Source organism: Rhizobium aethiopicum (assembly GCF_014197535.1).
Classification (GTDB): Bacteria; Pseudomonadota; Alphaproteobacteria; order Rhizobiales; family Rhizobiaceae; genus Rhizobium; species Rhizobium aethiopicum_A.
The window spans coordinates 118,849-145,034 of the sequence record NZ_JACIFV010000013.1 but is presented as its reverse complement, the minus strand read 5'-3'; the positions used below and the strand labels follow the sequence as shown (position 1 = coordinate 145,034).

Here is a 26,186-nt window from a genome sequence, read left to right as displayed (position 1 = left end):
GCCCACAAGCCCCGCTCCGGCGGGGCTTTTCATTTCCGGGCGGCCCGCGAAGCAAAGCGCGGTCGCCTCAAAGCTTGACATCCGCCCCTAAAACCACGAAGCCGACTGAAGACCGAACCCGGAGATTGCCGAGCCCGCATGCCCGAAACCGAAAAGCCGCTCTTCGGCCACCCATGGATCTTCATCCGCGGCGTCCCGTCGCTCAACTTCCTGCCGCCGGAAGGACCGCCTGAAGTCGCCTTCGCCGGCCGCTCAAATGTCGGCAAGTCGTCGTTGATCAATGCGCTGGTCGGCCAGAAGGGCCTGGCGCGCACGTCGAACACGCCGGGGCGCACCCAGGAGCTCAACTATTTCGTTCCCGACGGTTATTCCGGCGAAGCGGGCGACCTGCCGCCGACGGCGATCGTCGACATGCCAGGATACGGCTATGCGCAGGCGCCGAAGGAGCAGGTCGACAAGTGGACCAAGCTCGTCTTCGATTACCTGCGCGGCCGCGCGACGCTGAAGCGCGTCTACGTGCTGATCGACAGCCGCCACGGCATCAAGAAGAACGACGAGGAGGTGCTTGATCTGCTCGACAAAGCGGCCGTCTCCTACCAGCTGGTGCTGACCAAGACCGACAAGATCAAGGCGCCGGCCGTGCCGAAGCTGCTGGCCGACACGGCGGAGAAGATCCGCAAGCGTCCGGCCGCCTATCCCTATCTGCTGTCCACCTCCTCCGAAAAGGGCGACGGGCTCGACGACCTGCGCCAGGCGATCGCCGAAACGGTCGGCATTGCAACCTGGAAATAAAAGGGGGCGCCCCGAAGAGCGCCCCTTCCTGCCGATACCGGTGGTCTTACATCTTCGGCAGCAGCACTTTGTCGACGACGTGAATGACGCCGTTCGACTGCTTGACGTCGGCGATGGTCACATGGGCAATGCCGCCGTTTTCGTCGGTCAGCGTGATCTTGCCCATGCTCTCCCTGGCTTTGATCGCGCAGCCGCCGACGGTCTTGATGTCGTGCTCGCCGCCATCATCCTTGATCATCTTGGCAACGGTTTTGGCCATAGCGTCCGCAGCCACCAGGTGGCAGGTCAGAACTTTGGTCAGCGTCGCCTTGTTTTCCGGCTTCAGCAACGTATCGACGGTGCCCTTGGGCAGGGCGGCGAAGGCCTCGTTGGTCGGCGCAAAGATCGTAAAAGGCCCCTTGCTCTCAAGCGTGCCGACGAGACCGGCGGCCTTGACGGCAGCGACCAGGGTCGTGTGATCCTTGGAATTCATGGCGTTCTCGATGATGTTCTTGTTGTCGAACATCGCAGCGCCGCCGACGACCGGGTTCTTCGCCGCAGCAAAGGCGACAGCGGACAGGGCGGTGGCAAGCGCAAAGCCGCGCAATAAGGACTTGATCATGATCTTCTCCTCTGGCCGGATAGTCTTCGCCGGCATCATGCCTGAGCGTCGTCCGGGCAATGCCAACTACGAAGGGATGCGCCGAAGAGTTTCAGAGGAGAGAAATTGATTATGGCCGGCGTACGGTGCCGCTCGCAATCACCGGACCGGTCACCTGTCCGCTCGGCGAGCCGCCAAAAGGCTCGAGGCTGACGGCAAGCGTTGCGCCAGCGGCGACATTGTTGCGCAGATCGGCGGGAATGACGAGTTCGCCGCTTTCGCCGGGCTGGAAGATGCCGAGCGATTTCGGGGCGCCGCTGCCCGGCACCAGCCAGAGTTCCAGCGATTTCTCCTCCGGCTTGCCGGCCGCGACCGGCACGATCTTCAGCCGGCCGCTCTGGATCTCGTAGGAGGCGCGGAGATTGATCGCGTTGTTCTGACTCGAAAGTTCGGCCACCAGCGGTGCCGGCCCCTGCGGCTGCGGTAAAAGGCCGGAGGCGAAAATGACGGCACTGACGGCGATGACGATGCAGGCGAACGCCAGTGAGCGCCAGAAGACCGCGGAATTCCACAGCCCCTGCGAAAAGGATGCGGGCTTTCCGGCATCGCCGAACAACCGAGACTCGATCTGCTTGAAGGTTTCCCGGCTTGGCGCGACGCCGTCATATTCGTCGTTGAATGCGGAGAGGTTGGTTTCCCAACGGCTGACGATCGCAGCAAAGGTGCGGTCGCGGCGCATGCGCTCTTCCACCACCCGGCGATCCTGCAGCGACAGGACGCCCAACACATATTCACCGGCGAGGACCTCGTCGCGGGAGCGATTTCCCTTACTTTTGTCGGGCGATGTCATCGTTCCATGCACTCTCTCAGTTTCAAGAGCTGCGCCTGAGCCAGGTCCGCATCGTGTCCAGCGGAACGCCGAACTGAGCCGCCAGTTCCTGATAGCTCAGCCCTTCGACATAAGCCCGTTTCACGGCGACCGCACGATCAGCTTCCAACTCTTCCATGCAGGTGTCAATCCGCCTTCCGTCAACCTTCGTCACCGTCTGTCTTTCCAGGTCGGGTTCGGTATCGGCAAGATCGTAAACGCTGTCGAGTTCATCGGCGACGGGCTTGCGCGCACGCAGCAGATCGATCGACCGGTTGCGGGCAATTGCGGCCAGCCATGCCCGGGACGATCCCGAGGCTGCCTGGAAGCTTCGAGCGCGTTGCCAGATGCTGATATAGACCTCCTGCAGGGCCTCCTCGGCCTCCGTGCGGTCTGGTTGTAGAGGGCAGCGAAGGCCATGCGGTCGCAGAGCGCGACGCGGCCGATCAGGCCCTTGATCTCATCGCCTTGCATGCCGTTCCCCTATCGCGCCTGGCTCAGCCGGCGGGTCCAACTCCCCCGGCTTCGTGCCACATACGAAAAACTATTGCGTTCTGGATTATTCCCTCTGTCAGAAACTTGCGATAAAAGGCCGCGATCAATTCTGCGGGGTTCCCATGAACGAAACCGAAAGCGAACTTCAGGCACGGCTTCTGGCCAAGGCGCTGCCCTTCATGCAGCGTTATGAAAACAAGACGATCGTGGTGAAATACGGCGGCCATGCGATGGGCAATCCCGAGCTCGGCAAGGCCTTTGCCAGCGACATCGCGCTTTTGAAGCAGTCGGGCGTCAACCCGATCGTCGTTCACGGCGGCGGTCCGCAGATCGGCGCCATGCTGACCAAGATGGGCATCGAATCGAAGTTCGAAGGCGGCCTTCGCGTCACCGACCAGAAGACGGTCGAGATCGTCGAGATGGTGCTCGCTGGCTCGATCAACAAAGAGATCGTCGCGCTGATCAACCAGACCGGCGAATGGGCGATCGGCCTTTGCGGCAAGGACGGCAACATGGTCTTCGCCGAAAAGGCGCGCAAGACCATCAAAGATCCGGATTCCAACATTGAGCGGGTGCTTGATCTCGGCTTCGTCGGCGAAGTGGTCGAAGTCGACCGCACGCTGCTCGATCTGCTCGCCCGCTCCGAGATGATCCCGGTCATCGCGCCGGTGGCACCCGGCCGCGACGGCGCGACCTATAATATCAACGCCGACACTTTCGCCGGCGCCATCGCCGGCGCGCTGAACGCCACCCGCCTGCTGTTTTTGACCGACGTTCCAGGCGTGCTCGACAAGAAGGGGCAACTGATCAAGGAGCTTTCCGTCGCCGAAGCGCATGGGCTGATCGCCGACGGCACGATCTCGGGCGGCATGATCCCCAAGGTCGAGACCTGCATCGATGCGATCAAAGCCGGCGTGCAGGGCGTCGTCATCCTCAACGGCAAGACCGCTCATTCCGTCCTGCTCGAGATCTTCACCGAGCACGGCATCGGAACGCTGATCGTTCCCTGATCGAGGACTATGCCCCTCATCACACGAGGGGTGCATCTTTCTCACGCCGGCGCATCGCCCGCCCAACTCTTTCCTGCTCCCGCGCCCCATTGTCCCACGATTACGCCGGCATGGGATTCGCCCGCCGCTCAAGGCAAATCCTTCGCGCGAGCGCGCGCCTGGCTTTCCTTTTTGATCGGCCGGCCGATCGGGCAGACCTCCTGCACGAAGCCGTTGAGCGTGTTGACGAGATTGTTCTCGATCAGGGAATAGTGAACGAACTGGCCCCGTTTCTCCCGTCGGATCAGCCCCGCAGTTTCGAGGACGGAAAGATGCTGCGAAACGGCCGGCTTGGACATGCTGAAGCGGTCGGCTATCTCCCCGGCGGTCAGGCCCGATGCGGAGAGATAGGCGAGGATTTTTCGCCGTGGCGCGCTGGAAAGCGCATGGAATACCCGTTGCGCGGCGCCGACAGAGCTGCCTTCTGCAAGGTCATCGAAAGTCTCGTCTACCAAATCCGGTCTCCGTGGCGCGGCATCATCTCATCGATGCGCCACAAATTAAGCAATTAGCTTATTGCTTAATTATTTTTTCTGGCGCAAGGTAATTAGGCAATTTCTTAATTAATGAACGGGCGGGCGATGTTCAAGCGGAGAATGCGCCCGATCGGAAGGAGTTAGCATGAGCAGTATTTCCACCGGACGCATGATCGATAACAACAGCGATCCGGCGAAGGGCAGAGTGGTCTGGGTGCCAGCAAAGTCGATCTGGATCACCGCCATGAGCCTGACCGCCATAATTGGCGGGCCGGCGACCTTCACCTGGGGCGCATTTGCCGTCTTTATCCTCGCGACCGCCATCACGATCTGCCTCGGACATTCGGTCGGCATGCACCGGCTCCTGATCCACAGCTCCTTCCGCACCCCTCTCTGGATCGAGTATTTTCTCGTCTATCTCGGTACACTGGTCGGCATGGCCGGCCCCTGCGGCATGATTTACGCGCATGACATTCGCGACTGGGCGCAGCGGCAGCGAAACTGCCATGACCTGTATGCCCACCGACGGCCTTTCCTGGTCGACGCCTTCTGGCAGATGCATTGCGTCATGAGGCTCGCCCATCCGCCGCGTTTCGAGATTGAAGAGCGCGTGCGGCACGATCGCTTCTACCGCTTCCTGGAGGCGACATGGATGGCGCAGCAGCTTCCCCTGGCGCTCGCGCTTTTCGCGCTCGGCGGGCTGCCGTGGCTGGTCTGGGGGACTGCGGTGCGGATATCGGTATCGCTGATCGGGCACTGGCTGGTCGGCCATTTCGCCCATCGTGGCGGCCATCAGGGCTGGAGCGTCGATCATGTCGCAGTGCAGGGCTACAACCTGCCGCGTTTCGGGCTCGTAACCTTCGGCGAAAGCTTCCACGGCAATCACCACGCTTTTCCGCAATCGGCCAGACTGGGCATCGAACGGGGCCAGTTGGACCTCGGCTGGTGTTTCATCCGGCTGCTGGAAAGGCTCGGTCTGGCGTCGGCGATCAAGCTCCCACACATGATCACGCCGCGGGAAGGGCTGCGACGTGTCGGATTATCCGCAGATGCCGGTGCCCCGTTGTCCTGTGGCACGGCGTTGGGCGGGTGCGCTGGTGGGCGGGTGGATGCAAGGAGCGGCGTTGGAGCGTGTCCTTCGAGGCTCCGGCCCTCGGCCTGCGCACTTCAGGATGAGGGAGATTGGTGGATGCCGCGCCCATGAAAGAGATTGCCGGATGCCGCGGCCATGAGATAGATGCCGCGCCGGAATAGAGGCGTTGGAAGATGCCGTGATTGTCAATCTTCGCGCGATCCATCGCCCCAAGTGACGATATCCCTCCGAGAGGTCGCAAATCGTATAATGAAGCCTTGGCAAGATTTCGCATCGTGCTTTAGGTTGCGGCCCGAAAACTCAACGGGTCGAGCAAAAGATGCGCCTTACAGACTGCTATAATTTTCACGATTTCCGGCGCATGGCCAAACAGCGTCTTCCCGGGCCGATCTTCGACTATATCGATGGCGCCGCCGATGACGAGGTGACGTATCGGCGCAATACCGCGGCTTTCGAAAATTGCGATCTGGTGCCCGATGTTCTCAAAGGGGTGGCCGAGGTCGATATGTCGGTGACGGTCATGGGGCAGAAGCTCGCCATGCCGGTCTATTGCTCGCCGACGGCGCTGCAGCGGCTGTTTCACCACCAGGGGGAACGGGCGGTCGCGGCGGCAGCGGCGAAATACGGCACGATGTTCGGCGTCTCCTCGCTCGGCACGATCAGCCTGGAGGAGGCCCGGCAGATCAGCGACGGGCCACAGGTCTATCAGTTCTATTTCCATAAGGATCGCGGGCTGAACCACGAAATGATGGCGCGGGCGAAAACGGCGGGCGTGCAGGCGATGATGCTGACGGTCGACAGCATCACCGGTGGCAATCGCGAGCGCGACAAGCGCACCGGCTTTGCCATTCCCTTCAAGCTCAATCTCGCCGGCATGATGCAGTTTGCGATCAAGCCCTCCTGGGCGATCGGCTGGATGACGCATGAGGCTTTCCGGCTGCCGCAGCTCGAAAACCATGTGAAGATGGATGGCGGCGCGCTGTCGATCAGCCGCTACTTCACAGAGATGCTCGACCCCTCGATGTCGTGGAACGACGTGGCCGAGATGGTGCAGGCCTGGGGCGGGCAATTTTGCCTGAAGGGCATCATGTCGGTGGAGGACGCCAAGCGCGCGGTCGAGATCGGCTGCACCGGCATCGTGCTGTCCAACCATGGCGGCCGCCAGCTCGATGGCTCGCGCAGCGCTTTCGACCAGCTGGCCGAGATCGTCGATGCCGTCGGCGACCGGATCGACGTGATGATGGATGGCGGCGTGCAGCGGGGAACGCATGTTCTTAAAGCGCTGTCGCTCGGGGCTAAGGCCGTCGGGCTCGGCCGCTACTATCTCTTCCCGCTGGCCGCGGCCGGACAGCCCGGCGTCGAACGGGCGTTGGAGACGATGCGCACTGAAATCGAGCGCGACATGAAGCTGATGGGCTGCACCTCGGTCGACCAGCTGACGCGGCGCAATCTGCGCTTCCGCTCCTGAGCGGAACAGTCACTCCGGGCCGCAGCCTTTCCTCAGGATGCGGCCCTCGCATGTATTGGCCTCAGAGCAGGCTATAGATCGCCGCAGCCTCCTGCCTCAGCTTTTCCATCATCGAACGGTAAGGCCCCGGCCCATAGCTGATGCGGCCAACCCCGAGCTTCGCCAGGGTTTTAACGTCAGGCGCGCCTGCCCGCATCATGACGTTCACCGGCAGCGACGAAGCCGCGCAGATCTTTTCGATCAAGGCGGGATCGATCAGGCCGGGCACGAAGAAGCCGTTGCCGCCGGCCGCCGCATAGGCCCTGCCCCGCTCGATCGCCTCGTCCACCAGACCGGCATGTTTCGAAAGGTCGCTCTCGGCGAGGAAGAGGTCGGTGCGGGCATTGATGAAGAAAGGCATGTCTTTGCCGTCGGCCATGGCGCGAATGGCGCGGATGCGGGTTGCCTGGCTGTCGACCGGATAAAGCGCGTCGCCGGCGACCACCCGATCTTCGAAATTGATGCCGATGGCGCCGACATCCACGAGCTTGGCGACATTGGCGGCCGCCCCCTGAGGCTCTGGCGAATAGGCACCTTCGAAATCGACCGAGAGCGGCAGGTCGACAGCAGCGGTGATGGATTTCGCCGTCTCCACAAGCACCGGCATCGGCAGCTTTTCGCCATCGGCAAAGCCGTGGGCGGCGGCAACCGACCAGCTTCCCGTTGCAAGCGCCTTGGCGCCGGCATCGGCGACGGCCTTTGCCGTGCCCGCATCCCAAATATTGTAGAGCACGATCGGATCGCCCTTCCGGTGAAGCGCGGCGAATGCCTTGGCCTTTTCAGTCTGGTTCATGCTGTCTCCTCCATCCTTGTTTGCGTACTGATCTTCTCTTCATGCCGCAGCAGCCACTGCTTGCGCCAGAGCCCGCCGCCGTAACCGGTCAGCGAGCCATCGGCGCCGAGGATACGATGACAGGGCACGATGATGGCAAGCTGGTTGGCGCCATTGGCGCGGCCGACCGCACGCACGACTTCCGGCCTCTCCATCTCCCTGGCGAGATCGCCATAGGCGCGCGTCTGCCCGATCGGGATCTCCATCAGCCTTGCCCAGACATGCTTTTCGAAGGGCGTGCCGCCAAGCGCCAGCGGCGTCCTGAAAACGGTCAGCCGGCCTTCGAAATAGTCGCGGATCTCCGCCTCGATCTGATCGATCGCCGGGGTGCGGCCGATCGCGACAGAGGAGCGGACGCGCTTCTGCAGCGCTTCGAGTTCGCTCAGCAGCGCCTTGCGATCGTGAAATTCGAGAAGATGCAGATGTGTCTGATCGCCGACCGCGATCATCGGTCCGAGCGGCGTATCGAACCAATCGGCAAAGAGCAGCTCGCGGTTCTGCGAGAGCGCCGGCGCCTTGCCGACGAGCCGCTGGAATGCCGCCCGGAAACCGCTCGGAGAACCGTATCCGGCGTCGAGCTGCGCATCGATGACGCGCGCCCCGTCGGCGAGCTGCCGGGCCGCTTCGCCGAGCCTGATATAACGGACGATGTCATGGAAGGTCATGCCGAGCGCCCGCTTGAAGGCGCGCCGCACGGTCGAAGGATCATGGCCGCGGCGCACGAGCTCCTCCTCGGTCCAGCGAACCTCCGGCTCTCCGTCGAGTGCGGCAAGCAACAGATCGACGACCGGCTCCCTGCCCGGCTGCTCCAGCGGCCTGCAGCGCCGGCAAGGGCGGAACCCGGAATGCATGCAGGCGGCGATTGTCTCGAAGAACAGCGTATTTTCCCGCTTCGGCTTACGCGCCGGACAGGTCAGACGGCAGAAGATGCCTGTCGTCTTGACGCAGACATAGGCCTGGCCTTCATAGTCGGCGCTGCGCGCGATCAGGGCATCATAGAGCGTATCATCGTCGGGACGTTCGAAAAGCATGTGCGCTTTCTAACATCCAACGCCGGCCACGTCCGCCGAAAATCGGGCGTCTATTTTTTCTTGTCGATTTCCTTGGACGAGCAGCCATGCCATAAGACCGCCATGACCAAGATCGACCGTACGCCTGAAAAAGCCGATTTCGAACACGTGACAGACTGGGTGTTCGACCTCGACAACACGCTCTATCCCCATCACATCAATCTTTTCGCGCAGATCGACAAGAACATGACCGCCTATGTTGCGGCGCTGTTACAGATGGAGCGGGAAGAAGCGCGCAAGCTGCAGAAGCAATATTATCTCGACCACGGCACGACGCTGCAGGGCCTGATGATCCATCACGGCATCGATCCGAACGATTTCCTCGAAAAGGCGCATGCGATCGACTATTCGGCGCTGACGCCGCAGCCGGAACTCGGCGAAGCGATCAAGGCGCTGCCGGGGCGCAAGTTCATCTTTACAAACGGCAGCGTCAAACATGCCGAAATGACCGCCGGAGCGCTCGGCATTCTCGAGCATTTCGACGATATCTTCGACATCGTCGCCGCCGATTACGTGCCGAAGCCGGCGCAGGCGACCTACGACAAGTTTGCGGCGCTGAAGCGCGTCGAAACGAACAAGGCGGCGATGTTCGAGGATCTGCCGCGCAATCTGACGGTGCCGAAGGCGCTCGGCATGCAGACCGTGCTGCTGGTGCCGCGCAATCTGGAAGAAACGGTCGTCGAATGGTGGGAAAAGACCAGCGGCGACGAGGATCACATCGATTTCGTCACCGATGACCTTGCTGCATTTCTCGGCAAGGTGACCGGATCCGGCGGCTGACTGCCACGTTACCAAAGTTTCACTCGCCTTACCGATGTTTAACTGGGTCTTTGAGGCCAGCTGCCGTAGCTTCTTTCGTGAGGGGACACCTTACGAAAGGGAAACACGATGTACCGCAACAAGCTGATATTGGCAGCGCTCTCCTCCGTCCTTATCTCAGGCGCTGCAGCCGGGGCAAGCTTTGCCGCACCGGGCGACGGACCGCGCCCGCATCATGCCGGCATGGACCGCCCGGGCCGCGACGCCTTCCTCGAAATCACCTATGTTCGCATGCTCAAGGAGTTCGACGCGAACAAGGACGGAAAGGTCTCCAAGGAGGAAGCGGCCAGCGGCCTCGACAAGATCTTCGCCGCGATCGACACCAACAATGACGGTTCGCTGACGCCCGGCGAAATTCGCCAGTACCGGCAGACGCAGTTGCAGGCGATGAGAGATCAGCACCAGCAGGACGCCGGCGCCGAAAAGGACGCGAACGCCGCGCCCGACACGCCGGACGATGAATCCGGGCGGCCGTCGCGCGACGGCCATGACGGTCATCGCTGGATGCGCCACGGCGGCAACATCATGCACGCCTCGATGATAATGCATCGGATGGACACCGACGAAAACGGCCAGATTTCCAAACAGGAGGCCGTGGCCGCCTTCGACAAGCTGTTTACAGGCATGGACCGCAATAAGGATGGCGTCATCTCGATCGACGACATGCCGGATCGGCCGCTGCTGTAAGGGCGGACGAACCCTTGCCTCCGATCTTTCCCCGCTCCGGCGGGGAAAGATCCCTCCCGCTGGGCTGAAGGCGGCCCCTACTCCCGATGCTCGTAAAAATCCTGGACGATCTTCCACGCGGCGTCGGCCGTGTCGACGAAGCTGATCAGCTTGACGTCATCGGGCGCGATCGTGCCGAATTCGGCCAAGGCCTCGAAATTGATGATGCGGCGCCAGAAGGCCTCGCCGAAAAGGATCAGCGGCAGACGTTCCATGCGGCCGGTCTGGATCAACGTCAGGCATTCGAAGAATTCATCGAGCGTTCCGAAGCCGCCGGGAAAAACCGCGATCGCCTTGGCGCGCACCATGAAATGCATCTTGCGAATGGCGAAATAGTGGAAGTTGAAGCTGAGCTCCGGCGTCACATAGGTGTTCGGAGCCTGTTCGTGCGGCAGCACGATGTTGAGACCGATCGACGGCGCGCCCTCATCGGCTGCGCCGCGATTGCCAGCCTCCATGACGCCGGGGCCGCCGCCGGTGACGATGACATATTCCTGAAAGTCGAAGCCCGCCGAATATTTCGAGCAGAGACGGGCAAATTTGCGCGCCTCGTCATAATAGACGGAGGCGGCCTCCAGGTTGGCGCGCTGGATCTCGTTGCGCGCCGCCCAGGCACTTTGGCCGGGAGCGGGAATGCGGGCGCCGCCGAACATGACGACGGTCGAGCGGATGCCGCGTTCGGTCAGCATCATCTCGGTCTTCAAGAGTTCCAGCTGCAGGCGGATGGGCCGCAACTCCTCGCGGCAGAGGAAATCCTCGTCGACATAGGCCAGGCGATAGGCCGGCGACAACGTCTGCGGCGTCTTCGGCACGGCTTCGGCGCGCTGCCTGTCGGTCGAGCTGCTCTTCAACGGGTCCCATACGCCATCCTTGCGCCGCGAACCGCCGTTTCGTCCCTTCGCCATGTCGAAATGCCTTTCAGTATTGCCGGCCGTGAGACCGGATATGTCGCTATAACGCCTTGAATCCAGGTATGATCTTGTTCGAAAAATCATTCCGTTCTACGGGTGCATGCTGTAGAGCAGGACAAACCCACGCCGATCGCATCTCCGGAGACTCCGCCGTCTCCACGATAAAGATCGAAGTTTAAGGAATTCTCATGAGCGCCACCGACCTCGCATCCCTGGAAAAGACCATCGAAGCCGCCTTCGACAATCGCGACAATGTGAACATGTCGACGAAGGGCGAGGTCCGTGATGCGGTCGAAGCGGCGCTCGATCTGCTCGATTCCGGTAGGGCCCGCGTGGCGACCCGCGGCGCCGACGGCGCCTGGACGGTCAATCAGTGGCTGAAGAAGGCGGTGCTCTTGTCCTTCCGCCTCAACGACATGGACGTGGTCAAGGGCGGCTCCGGCAATTCCACCTGGTGGGACAAGGTTCCCTCGAAGTTCGAGAACTGGGGCGAAAACCAGTTCCGCGCCGCAGGCTTCCGCGCCGTGCCGAACTGCGTCGTGCGCCGCTCGGCCTATATCGCCCCGAATGCGATCCTGATGCCCTCCTTCGTCAATCTCGGCGCCTATGTCGGCGAAGGCACGATGGTCGACACCTGGGCAACGGTCGGCTCCTGCGCGCAGATCGGCAAACACGTGCATCTCTCCGGCGGCGTCGGCATCGGCGGCGTGCTCGAACCGATGCAGGCCGGCCCGACCATCATCGAGGACAATTGCTTCATTGGCGCCCGTTCCGAAGTGGTCGAAGGCTGCATCGTCCGCGAAGGCTCGGTGCTCGGCATGGGCGTCTATATCGGCAAGTCGACCAAGATCGTCGACCGCGCCACCGGCGAGGTGATGTACGGCGAAGTGCCGCCTTATTCCGTCGTTGTCGCCGGCTCGATGGCGTCGGCCAACGCGACGATGGCAAACGGCCAGCCGGCGCCGCATCTCTACTGCGCCGTCATCGTCAAGCGCGTCGATGAACAGACCCGCTCGAAGACCGGTATCAACGAGCTGCTCAGAGATTGATGACACCGGGGCCTTGATCCGGTAAACAGGCGACGTCTTTTGGGCGAGGCGGCCCCGCCTTGCCATGTCTTTGCCATTCCCGCCGGATAGTTCGACCGCCATGACCGCTACCGATCCCGTCGCCAATCTGCAGACGCTGATTCGCTGCCCCTCCGTCACACCAGCCGAAGGAGGCGCGCTGACGGCGTTGGAAGCGATGCTTGCGCCGCTCGGCTTCAAAGTCGACAAAGTGAGAGCGAGCGAAGAGGGAACACCCGATATCGAGAACCTCTATGCCCGCCTCGGCGGCGACGGTCCGCACCTGATGTTTGCCGGCCATACCGATGTGGTGCCGGTCGGCGATGAAGCCGCCTGGACGCACCCGCCTTTTGCCGCGGAGATATCAAAGGGCGAGCTCTTCGGACGCGGCGCCGTCGACATGAAGGGCGGCATCGCCTGTTTCGTCGCCGCGGTCGCCCGTCATATCGAAAAGAACGGGCCGCCGGCCGGCTCGATCTCTTTCCTCATCACCGGCGACGAAGAAGGCCCGGCGATCAACGGCACGATCAAACTGCTGCAATGGGCGGCGGAGCGCGGCGAGCGCTGGGACGCCTGCCTTGTGGGAGAACCGACCAATCCGGACCGGCTCGGCGACATGATCAAGATCGGCCGGCGCGGCTCGCTGTCGGGCAGGATCATCGTACACGGCATTCAGGGCCATGCCGCTTACCCGCACCTTGCCGACAATCCGGTGCGCGGCATGCTGCAGCTGACGCAGGCGCTGATGGATCCGCCTTTCGACGGCGGCACCGACGATTTCCAGCCGTCGAACCTCGAAGTGACGACGGTCGATGTCGGCAATCCTGCGACGAACGTCATTCCGGCCAAGGCATCGGCAAGCTTCAACATCCGCTTCAACGACAGCTGGACCGTCGAAACGCTGCGCGCCGAAATCCTGCGCCGTCTCGAAGCCGCCGCCGTCGACGGCCAGCTGCGACCAGGCAGGGAGCCGGTCAAATACGATATCGTCTGGGCCGACCGGCCAAGCCATGTCTTCCTGACCCGCAACAACGCCCTGATCGCTTCGCTGTCGTCTGCCGTCGAAAGTGTGGCCGGCCGGTCGCCCAAGCTTTCGACCACCGGCGGCACGTCGGATGCGCGCTTCATCAAGGACTATTGCCCGGTCGTCGAGTTCGGCCTGGTCGGCCAGACGATGCACATGGTCGACGAGCGCGTCACTGTTGCCGATCTGGAGACGCTGACGGCGATCTACGAGGCCTTCATCGACCGCTGGTTCGCCCATGCCGGGTCTTAGGGAAGTCCAGTATTACCTGGCCGGCCTCTGGCTGCTGATCCGGATGGATCCGCGCGGCTTCCGCTTCCTCGATCTGTCGGAGCGCGGCGTCAACCGCTCGTTCTGGGCGATGGCCTGGTGCCTGCCGCCGATGGGCATTTCCTGGCTCTGGTGGCGACAGGCCTTCCTGCGGTCGATGCCGCCGGAGGCCGATGTCGATCTTGCCTTCTACATCAGGCTCGGCCTTGTCGAGGTCGCCAACTGGTTCGTGCCGCTGGTCTTTGCTGGGCTGCTGCTGCTTGCCTTCCGCATGGGCGAGCGCTTCGCCCCCATCGTCGTCAGCGTCAACTGGCTCGGCGTGCCACTCTCCTATATCAACGGTCTGCTGCTGGCGCTGGTGTTCTTCCTGCCCGGCACCGTCGGCTTCGTCTCGCTGCTACTGCTCGCCTTCATGCTGGCGCAGGTCTTCGCCCTCGCGCGTATCCTGAGGATGATCTGCCATGATCACGCGCTGATGGTCGGGGCGCTGACGCTGGTGCTGCTGGTGCCATCGATGATCCTTTCGGAATATCTGCAGCACTTCCTCGGCATCTACCCCGCCTGACCCGCGCTATAGCATGAGCATCAGAGATCGTCGTCGTTCTCCTCGGCGGGCCTGCGTCGGTCGGTGATCACCTCGGGATAATCCACCTGCAGGAAATAGAGCCCTTCGGGCGGCGCCACCGGGCCGCAGGCCTTGCGGTCCTGCGCCTCGAGCGCCGCCTGCACATCCTCAGGGGTCCATTTGCCTTCGCCGGCAAGCTTCAGTGTGCCGGCGAAGGAACGGATCTGGTTGTGGAGGAAGCTCTGCGCCGTGGCGCGGATCTCGATCAATTCGCCATTTCGCGTCACGTCAAGCCGGTCGAGCGTGCGCACCGGGCTGTTCGCCTGGCAATGGGCGGAGCGGAAGGTGGAGAAATCGTGCCGGCCGACCAGCCTCTGGGCGGCGGCGTGCATGACCTCGTGATCGAGCGTCTTCGGCACCCACCAAGCCTTGCCGGCTTCGAGCGCCAGCGGCGCCCGGCGGCTGACGATGCGGTAGAGATAATGGCGCCGCAGTGCCGAAAAGCGGGCATCGAAAAAGTCGGGAACCGCCTCGACGTCGAGAATGGAGACACGCTCGCCGGCAAGCCTCAGATGCGCGTTCAGGGCATTCTGCAGCTTGTAGGGCGACCACGACTTGGAAAGGTCGGCATGGATCACCTGTCCAATCGCGTGGACGCCGGAATCGGTGCGGCCGGCGCCGCGGATCGACACGGTCTCGTCGGTCAGCGACAGCACCGCCGCCTCGATCGCCCCCTGCACCGAGGGGCCGTTCTCCTGCCGCTGCCAGCCGACATAGGGGCCGCCGTCATATTCGACGGTCATGCGGAAACGCGGCATCAGGAAAGCCTCGTGCCTGCGCCGAGCGGCGTGCCTCGGAGGAAATCCGCCGCGGTCAGCGGCTTGCCGCCGGCCTTCTGCAGCTTCGTCAATCGCACCGCACCCGAACCGCAGGCAATCACGAGATCGTCCGTCAGCAGCTCTCCGGCAGCGCCCTGCCCCTCAGTCAGTTCAGAGCCCAGCACCTTGACCCGTTCTGGCTTGCCGCCGATCTCAAGCTCGAACCATGCGCCCGGGAACGGCGCGAGGCCGCGAATATGGTTGTGCACATCACGGGCATTTCTTGCGAAGTCGATGCGCGTCTCGGCCTTGTCGATCTTGGCAGCATAAAGCACGCCCTCTTCGGGCTGCGGCGTCAGCGGCAGGTCGTTCATCTCGAGCTTCACCATGGCTTCCGCCATCGCCTTGGCGCCGACTTGCATCAGCCGGTCGTGCAATTCGCCCGCCGTCATGTTCGGGCCGATCTCGACTTCGCGGGTCAGCGCGACGGCGCCGGTATCGAGGCCCTTGTCCATCTTCATCACCATCATGCCGGTCTTGTCGTCGCCCGCCATGATCGCCCGCTGGATGGGCGCGGCACCGCGCCAGCGCGGCAGCAGTGAGGCATGACCGTTGTAGCAGCCCTCGCGGGTGCCGTTCAAAATCGCTTCCGGCAGCAACAGCCCGTAGGCGACGACGACGCCGACATCGGCCTTGAGGGCGGCAAACCGCTCGCGCTCCCCCGGGTCCTTGAAATTGACCGGCGTGAAGACCGGAAGACCGAGCAGTTCGGCCGCCTGATGCACCGGCGACTTCTGCAGATCGAGCCCACGCCGTCCGCCCGGCCGCGGCGGCTGCGTATAGACCGCGACGATCTTATGGCCGGCATCGACAAGCAGGCGCAGGGTCGGAACCGAGAACTCCGGCGTTCCCATGAAGATGATGCGAAGAGACATTTTAACTCGCCAGTTAAGGATCAGCCGTCTTCAAACGGATTTACGAGCTTGAGATCAAGCCCCTCGAAATCGCTGGTGTTGCGGGTGGCAAGCGTCGCACCGGTTGCGAGGCAGATGGCGGCGATCATGGCATCCTTCGTTTCCACCGGCCGTCCCGCCTTTCTTCGCGTAGCAGCCAGCAGGCCGTAACGATTCGCCGCGCTGATCGAAAAACCCAGTATGCGACCGGCAAATTCGGATTCGATCCGGTTGAAGTCGGAAATCAATGCCGTCTTTCGCCTGCCGTCATCCAGGAGTTCAAGCCCGTAGCGCATTTCCCCGATGGAGATCGTCGTGAGGAAAAGCGTGTCGACGTCGTAACCGTCCAGCCAATTCAATATCCGCTCGCTATGGGTCCTTCCCTGCAATTCGGAAATCACGTTCGTGTCGAGGACAATCATCTGTCGAAACGTGGTGGTTCGCGGTCGCGTTCGTGGCGAGACGCGGCGATAGCCTCCACTTCGTCATCGCTCAATCTTTCGTCGCCCATCAGCGAACGCAGGCGCTGCCCGGCGGGAGCTCCCGAACGCTCCGCTGCAATCTGCCGGCGGATGATTTCGATCGCTTCCTCCGAAAGGCTCCGGCCATTGCGTTGCGCGCTTTCCTGAAGCTGCCGCTTCATAGCGTCCGGAACATCCCGGATAAGCAGATCACCCATTCGGCACCTCCATTATGATATCGGTGATATCATAGGGCTTTGCCCATCAATTTACAACTCTTTGTCAGAGCGCCTTAGACTTGGCCGCCTTGGTGAACTTCTTGATCACCATCTCCCGCTTCAGCCGCGAGATATGGTCGATGAAGAGCACGCCGTTCAAGTGGTCGATCTCGTGCTGCAGACAGGTGGCGAGCAGCCCATCGGCTTCCACCATCTGCTCCTTGCCGTCACGGTCGAGATACTTGACCGAGACGGCAGCCGGGCGCTCGACCTCGGCATAATAGTCAGGAATCGACAGGCAGCCTTCCTCATAGATCGAGCGCTCGTCGGAGGATTTGACGATCTCCGGATTGATGAAGACCTGCGGCTGCTTTTCCTCGCCCTCGCGGGAGACGTCGATAACCAGCATGCGACGCGGCACGCCGATCTGGATTGCGGCAAGGCCGATGCCCGGCGCGTCGTACATGGTTTCCAGCATGTCGTCGGCAAGGCGCTGCAGGTCGGCATCCACACGTTCGATCGGCTTGGAGAGCTGACGGAGAACGGGGTCGGGAAGAATGATGAGTGGCTTGATGGTCATGGGCGTTCCCATAACCCATCTTTTCCCGCTATGGAATTATCCGGCGGGCGGGGAAGACGCTTTTTTGCATCCCCCGCCCGGAATTTCGCCATATTCGCGTCAGGCCGCCCGGCGTTCACCGACGACGGCGTGGCCTTCCGGCCGGGCACGGAAGCGGCGCAACAGCTCGATCAGCTGATCCACCTCGTCCTTGAGGCGGCCGGTTTCCGCCGACGTGCGCTCGACCATGCCGGAATTCTGCTGGGTGATTTCGCCCATGCTGCGGATTGCCACGCTGACCTCGTTGACGCCGGTCGCCTGATCGCGGGCGGCGGCGGCGATATCGGCGACGAAGCGGTTGATGATGTCGATGCGGCCGATCATGTCGTTCAGCGCTTCGCCGGTGCTGGAGACGATGCCGACACCCTCATTGACCTGGGTGGAGCTCTGCGAGATCAGGTTCTTGATCTCCTTGGCGGCTTCGGCCGTACGCTGGGCAAGTTGGCGCACTTCCTGGGCGACGACGGCAAAACCCTTGCCGGCATCGCCGGCGCGCGCTGCCTCGACACCGGCGTTCAGCGCCAGAAGATTGGTCTGGAAGGCGATTTCGTCGATGACGCCGATGATCTTGGAAATCTCCGTCGAGGATTTTTCGATGCCGGCCATCGCCGAGACGGCGCTGGTGACGAGCTCACCCGAATTCTTCGCCTTCTGCTGCGTCTCGCGTACGGCATCCGAAGCCTTCTCGGCATTGGCGGCGGTCTGACCGACGCTGACGGAAAGCTGCTGCAGGGCAGCCGAACTCTCCTCGACGCCCGCCGCCTGCTGGGCCGTGCGCAACGCCAGGTCGTTGGTCGCATTGGAGATGACGTCGGCGCCGTTCATGATCTGGCTGGACGTGTCGCGCACCGATGCGAAGGACTGGCGAAGCGCCTTGACGGCACGATTGTAATCCTCGGCCATCTGCCGGAAATTGCCCGGCAGGTCGGATGGCAGCGTGGCCTCGAGATCACCGCTCGACAGCGCCTCCAGACCGCGGCGCAACTGCTCCAGCGCCATCGTCTGATCGGCCTCGGCCTGGGCGCGCTGCTCTTCCAGAGCCTGGCGTTTGGCTTCAAGCGTCTCGAGATAGACCGAGATGGAATAATCCATGTCGAGCATGCCCGCCTTGATGACGGCCGACAGCTTCTCGGCGAGCAGTTTGCCCTGCTGGCGCGCGAAGACCGACGGCCACTGCTTCTCCATGATGCCCTTGACGAGTTCGGACATGACGAGGGCATAGCCGCCGACATACCAGCGCGGCTCCAGCCCGATGCGGGCATGGGTGCGGCCGACCGCGGTCACGCCGTCCACATAGGCTTCGTCGAAGGCGCCGCCGGCAAGCTTGCGCCAATGATCCTGCTGCCGCTTCTTGGCATGAGCGACATGGTTCTTATCGGCGAAAAAGCCTGAGACGGCGGGGGTCCTGGCGATCTTGGCATAAAACTTGTCGAGGGCGGCGCCGATCAGCTCTGATATGACCGGGCTGAGATCCCGCATCGACCGGCGCGCCGCCTCGTCCAGTTCGATGAAATCGAGGCGCTGCCTGAGGGCACTGTCGGTCTGCTGGGATGTCATGGAAATCTCTGTACTTGGCGCAACGGCGCGGGAGGGAATTCTGCAGCACAGATTTTGGCGAATATGGTTGAGCAATGGTTAAATCGGCTGCGATTTTCCGCAGCGGCGAAGAAAAGACGACAGAGAAGATATTGAGGATCGCCGATTTCGTTCACGTTTTGATCTATATATTGCCGCATCTTCTGTTATGGTTGCAGCATGACCGTTCATTCCGAATCGCTTGCCCTCTCCGTCGCCTCGCTCAGTCCCGCCATGCTGGCGCTTGCCGGCGGTGTTCTGATCGCCTTCGTGCTTCTGGTGATCATCCTTCTCTTGCGCGGCGCCAGCCTCCGCCGCGAGCAGGCAGAGGAGGCGAGCCTGCGGGCTGGCGAAAGCGAGGCGCGCATGGCCGAGCTTTTGAAGATCCAGGCGGAAATGCAGGGCCGCATCGCGGCCATGGCCGAGGTTTTCGGCGCGCGCCAGAGCGAGCTCAACCAGGCGATCAGCCAACGCCTCGACGGCATGTCGCAGCGCGTCAGCTCGACGATCACCGAGCAGACGAAGTCGACGCATGAGAACCTGCAGCGGCTGCAGGAGCGGCTGGCGGTCATCGATGCCGCGCAGAACAATATCCAGACGCTCGCCAAGGACGTCGTCGGACTGCAGGCCATTCTTTCCAATAAGCAGACGCGCGGCGCCTTCGGCCAGTCGCGGATGGAGACGATCGTCGCCGACGGCCTGCCGATGGGCGCCTATGCCTTCCAACAGACGCTCTCGAACGGCTCGCGGCCGGACTGCACGATCCGCATGCCGAACGGCGCACCGCCGCTTGTCATCGATGCGAAGTTCCCGCTCGAAGCCTGGAACGCCATCCGTGACGCCGGCAGCCCCGAGGCCGCCAAGATCGCCGGCCAACAGTTCCGCCGCGATATGGAGATCCATATCCGCGATATTTCCGAGAAATATCTGATTCAGGGGGAAACCCAGGAGACGGCCTTTCTCTTTGTGCCGTCGGAATCGATCTTCGCGGAGATCCACGAGAACTTCGAGGCCCTGGTGCAGAAGGCACACCGGGCGCGCATCGTCATCGTCTCGCCGTCACTGCTGATGCTGTCGATCCAGGTCATCCAGGCAGTGCTGAAAGACCAGCGCATGCGGGCGCAGGCGCATCTGATCCAGGGCGAGGTGGCGCTGCTGATGGACGATCTCGGCCGCCTCGACGAGCGGGTGCGCAAGCTGCAGGGCCATTTCGCCATAGCGCAGAAGGATATCGACATGGTGGTCACATCAGCCGACAAGCTCACCAAACGCGGTGCCAAGATCGAGGCGCTGGAATTCGAGGCAGACGGCGACACCAAGCCCGCCCGCCACGACGAGAGCCCGGCCAAATCCGTGGAAAGCCGTACCGGCCTTCTCAAGCTTCGGGTGGTTGACGAAGAGTGACCGCTTCGGGCAGTGTCTCGCCCCATGAAATAGCAGGAGCATGATGTCATTCGATGCTCCAAAAGACGGTGCAGCCTGATGATCACAGTTTTCGGATCCATCAACATGGATCTCATCGCCACGACCGAACGACTGCCGAAACCCGGCGAGACGGTGGCCGGCAACGGTTTTGCCACGGCCGCCGGCGGCAAGGGCGCCAACCAGGCGCTCGCGGCCCGCCGCGCCGGCCGCTATGTGCATATGGCCGGCGCCGTCGGCAAGGACGGCTTCGCCGCCGATGCGCTCGCCCTGCTCGATGAAGCCGGAACCGACCTCTCCCTTGTCAAGCATGTCGACGGTCCCACAGGCACGGCGCTGATCCTGGTCGGCGGCGACGGCGAGAACATGATCGCCGTCGTTCCGGGCGCCAACGGCCTGGTCACGCCTGCGGATGCGGAAATCGCAGTCGGCCGTATGAACGAAGGTGACATGCTGATGTTGCAGCTCGAGGTGCCCGTCGCGGCCGTCGAACGCGCGCTCTCGGCCGCGCGCGCCAAGGGCATCACCAGCATCCTCAATCTCGCCCCCTTGATCCCCGATGCACCGCGTCTCGGTCGCCTGGCCGATATCGTCATTGCCAATGAGACGGAGTTCGAGCGGCTTGCCGGACAGGACGGCATGGACGCACAAGCGCGCGAGGCAGCGCTTGTCCGCCTGCATCAGGAAACCGGCCAGACGCTGATCGTGACGCTCGGCGGTGACGGCGTCATCGCCATCCGGGACGGAGTCATTTCACGGGCGCAAGGGTTGGCGATCGATCCTGTCGACACGGTCGGAGCGGGAGACACCTTCTGCGGCTATTTCGCCGCCAGCCTCGACGACGGCGCGGATTTTCCGACGGCGCTGCGCCGCGCTGCGGTCGCCGGTTCACTCGCATGCCTCAAATCAGGCGCGCAACCGTCGATTCCATTGAGCGAGGAAGTCGCAGACAGACTATAGGCTGGCCTGCTTGCGAAAGGCGGTCGGACCTCCCTTCGATTTTAAGGGGATTTCCGCGGCGTTCCTCATATAAGCCGCTAAAATTTCATTCAAATTTAACAGGTCTCCGGCGATCTTCCCGGTGATCGACGGGTCTTCGCGCTTGCGGATCCGCGGCTCATGCGGCTGCTCCATGAGGGAGCCATGCCTTCGCTCCTGTGCCGAAGAATGCCCCTTCGGCGCATCCTTGCCCGAGGACCCCATGTTCATCTTTCGCATGAAATCGCTTGCGGCGAAGCTTATCGTCATCACCGGCATCGCCATCGCGCTTGTTCTCATCGTTTCGAATTTCTTCCTCATCGGCCAGACCCGGGATCGCGTCCAGACGCTGACGATGGATCAGGCCAACCTCGAGGCGAAATCGATCGCCAATGAAATCGCCGCCAATGTCGGCGAGCTCGCCAGTGCTGCGCGCAGCATGATGGGCGTCCTCGGCCGCGCCCATGACGGCAAGTCGCTCGATCGCAAGGGCATGATCAACGTGCTGAAGGCCAATCTCGAACAGAATGCTTTCGCCTTCGGCAGCTGGTTCTGCGAGCAGCTCGGCGCGCTCGACGGCAAGACCACCGAGATCGCCAACAATAACGACGAAGGCACGAACAAGAACGGCGCCTTCACGCCCTATTGGTCGAAGACCAAGGACGGCGGCATTCAATACTCCACCTTCGACAATGATTATACCGCCGAATGGTGGAAGCTTGCTGCCGACAGCGGCAAGGGCGCGATCACGACCCCCTACCTCGCCCAGGGAACAGATGTACCGACGCTGCTGACATCAATTGCCTATCCCGTCATATCGGGCGGCAAGATGATCGGTGTCGGCGGTGTCGACATCTCGCTGAAGTCGCTGACCGACAAGCTGCAGGCGCTGCACCCCTTCGGCTCGGGGCGCGTGACGCTGCTGTCCCAGGCGGGCAACTGGATCGTCGCGCCGATCCCCGACCTGATGACCAAACAATATGACGGCGAAGGCGCCGACGTCGTCAAGGCGGCGCTGTCGACCAAGCAGCCCGGCCTCGTCCGCAACCTCGCCTATGACGGCCTCGATCCCTTTGACCGCGTCGTCTATCCGTTCGAAGTCCCCGGCGTCAACGCCACCTGGGTCGTGCTTGTCGACGTCCCGCACACCGCGATCAACGCGCCGGTGCAGGACCAGACCTACATGATGATCGCCACCGGCCTGATCGTGCTCGGTGCGGTGATGCTCGCGCTCTATTTCGCCGTCCGCTCGCTCGTACAGCGGCCGCTCGGCAGCCTTGTCGCCAGCGTCAAAACGCTCAGCGACGGCGAATATGCCGAACCCATCGCTGCCCAGGACCGTACCGACGAGGTCGGTTCGGTCGCCAAGGCGCTCGAGGGCTTCCGCTTCAAACTCGCCGACTCCAGGCGCCTCGAAGACGAGGCCACCCACCAGCGGCAGGCCGCCGAGACCGAGCGCAGCCGTTCGGAATCGGAACGGCTGCAATCGGTGTCGCTGCAGCGCCATATCGTCTCGATCGTCGGGGCCGGCCTTTCTGAACTGTCCCAGGGCAATCTGGGTCACCGCATCACCGAGGAATTCCCGGGCGAATACGGCAAACTGAAGCAGGACTTCAACGCCGCGCTTGCGAGCCTCGAAGAGACCATCAACACGATGAATCTCAGTGTCGTCAATATCGGCGCCGGCACCGGCGAGATCAGCAACAGCGCGTCCGACCTCGCCAAACGCACCGAGCAGCAGGCGGCAAGCCTGGAAGAGACGGCGGCAGCGCTCAATGAGCTTACCGCCCAGGTCGATTCCAGTGCCGAGAATGCCCGCACGGCTGCCGACAACGTCAACCTCGCCTGCCAGGATGCCGAGAAATCAGGCGAAGTGGTGCAGAAAGCCATCGCCTCCATGCATGGGATCGAGCAGTCTTCGACGGAGGTGTCGCGGATCATCGGCGTCATCGACGAAATCGCCTTCCAGACGAACCTGCTGGCGCTGAACGCCGGCGTCGAAGCGGCCCGCGCCGGCGAAGCCGGTAAGGGTTTTGCCGTCGTCGCCCAGGAAGTGCGTGAACTCGCGCAGCGTTCGGCCAATGCCGCCAAGGAGATCAAGACGCTGATCAACACATCGGCTGTCCAGGTCAAGGAAGGCGTCGATCTCGTCGGTCGCGCCGGCGGGACGCTGCACAAGATCGCCGAACAGGTGATGGGCATCAACAGCCTCATCCGGCAGATCTCGGCATCGGCGAGCGAACAGGCGGTCGGGCTGAAGGAAATCAACCAGGCCATGAACCAGATGGATCAGGTGACGCAGCAGAATGCGGCGATGGTGGAGGAAGCGACCGCCGCCAGCGTGGCGCTCAACGACGAGGCGCAGACGCTGAAGGCGCTCGCCACGCGCTTCAGCGTCTCCGGCTCCGCCAACGCGACGGCGCTCGCCTCCGTGGCAAGGCAGATGCGTGCGCCGGCTGCAGACCCCTCGCATTTCGCGGCCGCTCCCGCGATCCGCCACGCCCCGGCGACCCGCCGCACCACGCCTCAATCGCATGGCTCGGCTGCGGTGGCTCGGGATAATTGGGAAGAGTTCTGACCGTTCAGCCCTGCATAAGAAAAAAGGCGCCTGCGAAATCAGGCGCCTTTTTTCATTTAGGGATTATGCAGCTCAAGCAGCGTTCGACGTCTGCTCCTCGTTGAGGAAGGCGTAGATCGCCGAGGCGGAATCGGTGGCCCGCAGCTTTGCAACCAGGTCTTGATCGCGCAGGACGCGGGCAATGCGCGACAGGGCTTTGAGATGATCGGCGCCGGCGCCCTCCGGCGCAAGCAGCAGGAAGACGAGGTCGACAGGCTGGTCGTCCAGCGCTTCGAAATCGACAGGCTGCTCCAGCCGGGCGAAGATGCCGACGATGGAATGAATGTTCACCAGCTTGCCGTGAGGAATGGCGATACCGTTGCCGACACCGGTCGAGCCCAGGCGTTCGCGCTGCAGGATGACGTCGAAGATCTCCCGTTCGGAGAGCCCGGTGATCCTCGCGGCTCTTGCCGCCAATTCCTGAAGCAACTGTTTCTTGGAATTTACTCTGAGGGCGGGAATGATCGCATCCTGATGGAGCAAATCTGCCAATGCCATTTCTTTTTCCTTCTGTCGCCGGGATCAGTTGATGCGAGGAGCGGCGGCGATACCGCCGCTCACCACCCTGATCTCAGCCTTTGATATTGGCCGAATCGATCCAGCCAATATTGCCGTCGTGCCGACGATAAACGATGTTCAGATGTTCCTTGCCGGGACTGCGGAACAGGAGAAGCGGCTCGTCGGTCATGTCGAGCGCCATCACGGCGGTGGCGACGGACATGGTCTTCAACTGCTTCGTGCTTTCAGCGACGATTGCCGGGGCGAAATCGTCGGGAATTTCATCCTCGTGATCAGGAACGGAGTCCATGACCGTGTAGGAGACTTCTGCAAAACCATTCAGGTGGTTTCCGGCATGATGGTCCTTCAGCTTGCGCTTGTAGCGGCGCAGGCGTTTCTCGATGCGCTCGGAAGCGGCGTCAAAAGCAAGCTGCGGATCCGTGGCTTCGCCGGCGGCGTGAAGCACCACCCCGCTGTCGAGATGAAGCTTGCAGTCTGCCGAGAAACGAGAACTCGCCTTTTCGACGGTCACCTGGCCGGAATACCCCCCATCGAAGTATTTCGTGATGGCCGTTCCAATTTGGTCCTCGATCTTTTGACGGAAGGATTCACCAATTTCCATATGTTTCCCGGATACACGCACACTCATGGAGTTTCCCTTCTTATGGTCGTTTGCGGGTATCAGTTTACGCCAAGCCTCGGGTTCATCCAAGCACTTCGCGCAATCTCAAGCAAGATCGGCGTAGGCCTGTAGGCCCTCGGTGCCCTTGGGATGATGGGGATAACTTCAAAACGCCGTTCACGGCGACGATTGCGGCGGGCTTCTAGCCAGAGGTTGCCGGAAAGTCAATAGGGCGCCGAATCAACTCCGGGCGTGCTCGCAGAAGGTGTAGCAAATCTCCTACGGAAGGAGCCTTCCGGCGACTTTCCCTTCATCAGCTCCCGCGCTTCGTGCCTGCGTTGCGCGCGGCATCGTCATGGCGATGACACCGAGAATGACGCAGACCAGTCCGATCCACGCCGTCGGGCTCAGCCTCTCGCCGAGAAAGACGATACCGATCGCCACACCGATCGGCACACGGAGATAGGCTTGCGACGTGGTTCCGACCGAACCCAGCGTCTGAACGAGGCGGAAATAGATCGTAAAGGCAAGCGCCGTCGAAAAGGCAGAAAGGGCAAGCAGCGCCAGCACCGATGCGGCCGAGGGATCGAGCCACCAGGGCCGGTCGACGAGCAGGCTCACAGGCATCAGAATGACCGCGCCCGAGATCAGCGAACCGGCCGCCGGCACGGCAGGATCGAGGCCTCTAAAGTTCTTGCTGAAAATCGCGGCCCCTGCGTAACAGATGGTTGCCAGGATGATGGCGAGCTGCGCCATCAGGCTTTCGCCAAGACCGCCGAGCGCTTCGACGCCGATGACGAGGCAGATGCCGGCAAGCCCGGAGACGACGCCGAAAAGCTTTCGCGCCGTCGCCTGCTCATGGCGGGTTATCGATACGGTCAGCAGGAAGGTGAAAATCGGCGTCGCCGAATTCAGGATCACCGCCAGCCCGGCATCGACGGACTGCTCCGCCCAGGCGATCAGCGTGAAAGGAAAGACGCTGTTCAGGCAGGCCTGAACGACGAACAGGCGCCATGTCGCGCGATCGCGCGGCAGGCGGACGTGCCGATGGCGAAGCACGGCCAGCAGAATGGTGCCGGCGATCAATGTGCGCACCGCGATCAAGGTCACCGGCGGGATCGTTTCGACCCCGATTTTGATAAAGGTGTAGGAAGAACCCCAGAGGGTCGCCAGCACCAAAAGCAGGACAAGTTCTCTGGCGAGATTCGGACTTTGCGGTGTCATAGGCACATCGATATTCGTTCAAGACACCGGAGAAATA

General features: G+C 62.3%; 28 protein-coding genes and 1 pseudogene. 12 read left to right on the top strand and 17 right to left on the bottom strand.

What is annotated here, in order from left to right; genetic code table 11:
* Positions 1 to 138: 138 nt before the first annotated feature.
* Positions 139 to 792, top strand: a complete 654-nt coding sequence (gene yihA / locus GGD53_RS18565) for a ribosome biogenesis GTP-binding protein YihA/YsxC (protein WP_184458181.1) — start codon at positions 139 to 141, stop codon at positions 790 to 792.
* Positions 793 to 838: 46 nt separating this feature from the next.
* Here yihA and GGD53_RS18560 read toward each other — a convergent pair whose 3' ends face one another.
* The 3 genes and pseudogenes from GGD53_RS18560 to GGD53_RS18550 form a co-directional block, all read right to left on the bottom strand.
* Positions 839 to 1,393, bottom strand: coding sequence for a fasciclin domain-containing protein (locus GGD53_RS18560; RefSeq protein ID WP_184458179.1), 555 nt, complete (start codon positions 1,391 to 1,393; stop codon positions 839 to 841).
* 109 nt (positions 1,394 to 1,502) lie between these two features.
* Positions 1,503 to 2,222 (bottom strand): anti-sigma factor, encoded by a 720-nt coding sequence (locus GGD53_RS18555; protein WP_184458177.1) that lies wholly within the window; start codon positions 2,220 to 2,222, stop codon positions 1,503 to 1,505.
* A pseudogene (locus tag GGD53_RS18550) lies at positions 2,219 to 2,714 on the bottom strand (sigma-70 family RNA polymerase sigma factor). Before GGD53_RS18550 ends, GGD53_RS18555 begins: the two are co-directional and overlap by 4 nt.
* Positions 2,715 to 2,857: 143 nt before the next feature.
* Here GGD53_RS18550 and argB point away from each other — a divergent pair.
* The gene (argB, locus tag GGD53_RS18545) at positions 2,858 to 3,745 is read left to right on the top strand and encodes an acetylglutamate kinase (protein ID WP_184458175.1); all 888 of its coding nucleotides are present in this window, start codon (positions 2,858 to 2,860) and stop codon (positions 3,743 to 3,745) included.
* A 128-nt stretch (positions 3,746 to 3,873) separates the two neighbouring features.
* Here argB and GGD53_RS18540 read toward each other — a convergent pair whose 3' ends face one another.
* Positions 3,874 to 4,239 carry a metalloregulator ArsR/SmtB family transcription factor gene (locus GGD53_RS18540; protein ID WP_184458173.1) on the bottom strand — a complete coding sequence of 122 codons (366 nt, stop codon included), beginning with the start codon at positions 4,237 to 4,239 and terminating at the stop codon, positions 3,874 to 3,876.
* A gap of 166 nt (positions 4,240 to 4,405) precedes the next feature.
* On the opposite strand from GGD53_RS18540, the gene GGD53_RS18535 reads away from it, so the two are divergent.
* Both GGD53_RS18535 and GGD53_RS18530 read left to right on the top strand, forming a co-directional pair.
* Positions 4,406 to 5,464, top strand: a complete 1,059-nt coding sequence (locus GGD53_RS18535; RefSeq protein ID WP_246717828.1) for an acyl-CoA desaturase — start codon at positions 4,406 to 4,408, stop codon at positions 5,462 to 5,464.
* Between the two features lie 208 nt (positions 5,465 to 5,672).
* Entirely contained in the window at positions 5,673 to 6,821 is a 1,149-nt protein-coding gene (locus GGD53_RS18530; protein WP_184458171.1) for an alpha-hydroxy acid oxidase, read from the top strand.
* Positions 6,822 to 6,882: 61 nt separating this feature from the next.
* On the opposite strand, the gene GGD53_RS18525 is transcribed toward GGD53_RS18530, so the two are convergent.
* Both GGD53_RS18525 and GGD53_RS18520 read right to left on the bottom strand, forming a co-directional pair.
* A complete protein-coding gene (locus GGD53_RS18525) occupies positions 6,883 to 7,653 on the bottom strand; it encodes an isocitrate lyase/PEP mutase family protein (protein WP_184458169.1) in 771 nt (256 codons plus the stop codon).
* Positions 7,650 to 8,723: a bifunctional transcriptional activator/DNA repair enzyme AdaA gene (locus GGD53_RS18520; RefSeq protein ID WP_184458167.1), complete on the bottom strand. Its 1,074-nt coding sequence runs from the start codon at positions 8,721 to 8,723 to the stop codon at positions 7,650 to 7,652. Before GGD53_RS18520 ends, GGD53_RS18525 begins: the two co-directional genes overlap by 4 nt.
* A 102-nt stretch (positions 8,724 to 8,825) precedes the next feature.
* On the opposite strand from GGD53_RS18520, the gene GGD53_RS18515 reads away from it, so the two are divergent.
* A complete protein-coding gene (locus GGD53_RS18515; RefSeq protein ID WP_184458165.1) occupies positions 8,826 to 9,542 on the top strand; it encodes a pyrimidine 5'-nucleotidase in 717 nt (238 codons plus the stop codon).
* A 108-nt stretch (positions 9,543 to 9,650) separates the two neighbouring features.
* Positions 9,651 to 10,268 (top strand): EF-hand domain-containing protein, encoded by a 618-nt coding sequence (locus GGD53_RS18510; protein WP_184458163.1) that lies wholly within the window; start codon positions 9,651 to 9,653, stop codon positions 10,266 to 10,268.
* Between the two features lie 77 nt (positions 10,269 to 10,345).
* Here GGD53_RS18510 and GGD53_RS18505 read toward each other — a convergent pair whose 3' ends face one another.
* Positions 10,346 to 11,212, bottom strand: a complete 867-nt coding sequence (locus GGD53_RS18505) for an LOG family protein (protein WP_184458161.1) — start codon at positions 11,210 to 11,212, stop codon at positions 10,346 to 10,348.
* A gap of 194 nt (positions 11,213 to 11,406) precedes the next feature.
* Here GGD53_RS18505 and dapD point away from each other — a divergent pair, with 194 nt between their 5' ends.
* The 3 genes from dapD (at position 11,407) to GGD53_RS18490 (ending at position 14,144) form a co-directional block, all read left to right on the top strand.
* Entirely contained in the window at positions 11,407 to 12,267 is an 861-nt protein-coding gene (dapD, locus tag GGD53_RS18500) for a 2,3,4,5-tetrahydropyridine-2,6-dicarboxylate N-succinyltransferase (protein ID WP_184458158.1), read from the top strand.
* Positions 12,268 to 12,367: 100 nt separating this feature from the next.
* A complete protein-coding gene (gene dapE / locus GGD53_RS18495) occupies positions 12,368 to 13,561 on the top strand; it encodes a succinyl-diaminopimelate desuccinylase (protein WP_184458218.1) in 1,194 nt (397 codons plus the stop codon).
* A complete protein-coding gene (locus tag GGD53_RS18490; protein WP_184458156.1) occupies positions 13,548 to 14,144 on the top strand; it encodes a hypothetical protein in 597 nt (198 codons plus the stop codon). The genes dapE and GGD53_RS18490 overlap by 14 nt, the downstream gene beginning before the upstream one ends.
* A 20-nt stretch (positions 14,145 to 14,164) precedes the next feature.
* On the opposite strand, the gene truA is transcribed toward GGD53_RS18490, so the two are convergent.
* The 6 genes from truA to GGD53_RS18460 all read right to left on the bottom strand — a co-directional run bounded on the left by truA (position 14,165) and on the right by GGD53_RS18460 (position 18,770).
* On the bottom strand, positions 14,165 to 14,962 hold the full coding sequence (gene truA / locus GGD53_RS18485; RefSeq protein WP_184458154.1) for a tRNA pseudouridine(38-40) synthase TruA: 798 nt from the start codon (positions 14,960 to 14,962) through the stop codon (positions 14,165 to 14,167).
* A complete protein-coding gene (gene fmt / locus GGD53_RS18480; protein ID WP_184458152.1) occupies positions 14,962 to 15,897 on the bottom strand; it encodes a methionyl-tRNA formyltransferase in 936 nt (311 codons plus the stop codon). Before fmt ends, truA begins: the two co-directional genes overlap by 1 nt.
* 20 nt (positions 15,898 to 15,917) lie before the next feature.
* Positions 15,918 to 16,337 (bottom strand): type II toxin-antitoxin system VapC family toxin, encoded by a 420-nt coding sequence (locus GGD53_RS18475; protein ID WP_184458150.1) that lies wholly within the window; start codon positions 16,335 to 16,337, stop codon positions 15,918 to 15,920.
* On the bottom strand, positions 16,334 to 16,594 hold the full coding sequence (locus tag GGD53_RS18470) for a FitA-like ribbon-helix-helix domain-containing protein (RefSeq protein WP_184458148.1): 261 nt from the start codon (positions 16,592 to 16,594) through the stop codon (positions 16,334 to 16,336). The genes GGD53_RS18475 and GGD53_RS18470 overlap by 4 nt, the downstream gene beginning before the upstream one ends.
* Before the next feature lie 64 nt (positions 16,595 to 16,658).
* Entirely contained in the window at positions 16,659 to 17,174 is a 516-nt protein-coding gene (gene def / locus GGD53_RS18465; RefSeq protein WP_184458146.1) for a peptide deformylase, read from the bottom strand.
* Positions 17,175 to 17,273: 99 nt separating this feature from the next.
* Positions 17,274 to 18,770, bottom strand: a complete 1,497-nt coding sequence (locus GGD53_RS18460) for a globin-coupled sensor protein (RefSeq protein ID WP_184458144.1) — start codon at positions 18,768 to 18,770, stop codon at positions 17,274 to 17,276.
* A gap of 198 nt (positions 18,771 to 18,968) precedes the next feature.
* Here GGD53_RS18460 and GGD53_RS18455 point away from each other — a divergent pair, with 198 nt between their 5' ends.
* Positions 18,969 to 20,192, top strand: a complete 1,224-nt coding sequence (locus tag GGD53_RS18455; RefSeq protein WP_184458143.1) for a DNA recombination protein RmuC — start codon at positions 18,969 to 18,971, stop codon at positions 20,190 to 20,192.
* A 78-nt stretch (positions 20,193 to 20,270) separates the two neighbouring features.
* Positions 20,271 to 21,170, top strand: coding sequence for a ribokinase (locus tag GGD53_RS18450; RefSeq protein WP_184458141.1), 900 nt, complete (start codon positions 20,271 to 20,273; stop codon positions 21,168 to 21,170).
* Here GGD53_RS18450 and GGD53_RS18445 read toward each other — a convergent pair.
* A complete protein-coding gene (locus GGD53_RS18445; RefSeq protein WP_184458139.1) occupies positions 21,165 to 21,428 on the bottom strand; it encodes a hypothetical protein in 264 nt (87 codons plus the stop codon). The two genes, GGD53_RS18450 and GGD53_RS18445, sit on opposite strands and share 6 nt — an antisense overlap.
* On the opposite strand from GGD53_RS18445, the gene GGD53_RS18440 reads away from it, so the two are divergent.
* Complete coding sequence (locus GGD53_RS18440; protein ID WP_184458137.1) at positions 21,412 to 23,766, top strand: methyl-accepting chemotaxis protein; 2,355 nt, start codon at positions 21,412 to 21,414, stop codon at positions 23,764 to 23,766. The two genes, GGD53_RS18445 and GGD53_RS18440, sit on opposite strands and share 17 nt — an antisense overlap.
* 72 nt (positions 23,767 to 23,838) lie before the next feature.
* Here the strand turns inward: GGD53_RS18440 and ptsN are convergent, their stop codons facing one another.
* From ptsN to GGD53_RS18425, 3 genes are all read right to left on the bottom strand, one after another.
* Complete coding sequence (ptsN, locus tag GGD53_RS18435) at positions 23,839 to 24,303, bottom strand: PTS IIA-like nitrogen regulatory protein PtsN (RefSeq protein ID WP_011423788.1); 465 nt, start codon at positions 24,301 to 24,303, stop codon at positions 23,839 to 23,841.
* 73 nt (positions 24,304 to 24,376) lie between these two features.
* Positions 24,377 to 24,952, bottom strand: coding sequence for a ribosome hibernation-promoting factor, HPF/YfiA family (gene hpf, locus GGD53_RS18430; protein WP_085776747.1), 576 nt, complete (start codon positions 24,950 to 24,952; stop codon positions 24,377 to 24,379).
* Between the two features lie 252 nt (positions 24,953 to 25,204).
* Positions 25,205 to 26,149 (bottom strand): DMT family transporter, encoded by a 945-nt coding sequence (locus GGD53_RS18425; protein ID WP_184458135.1) that lies wholly within the window; start codon positions 26,147 to 26,149, stop codon positions 25,205 to 25,207.
* Positions 26,150 to 26,186 lie beyond the last annotated feature (37 nt).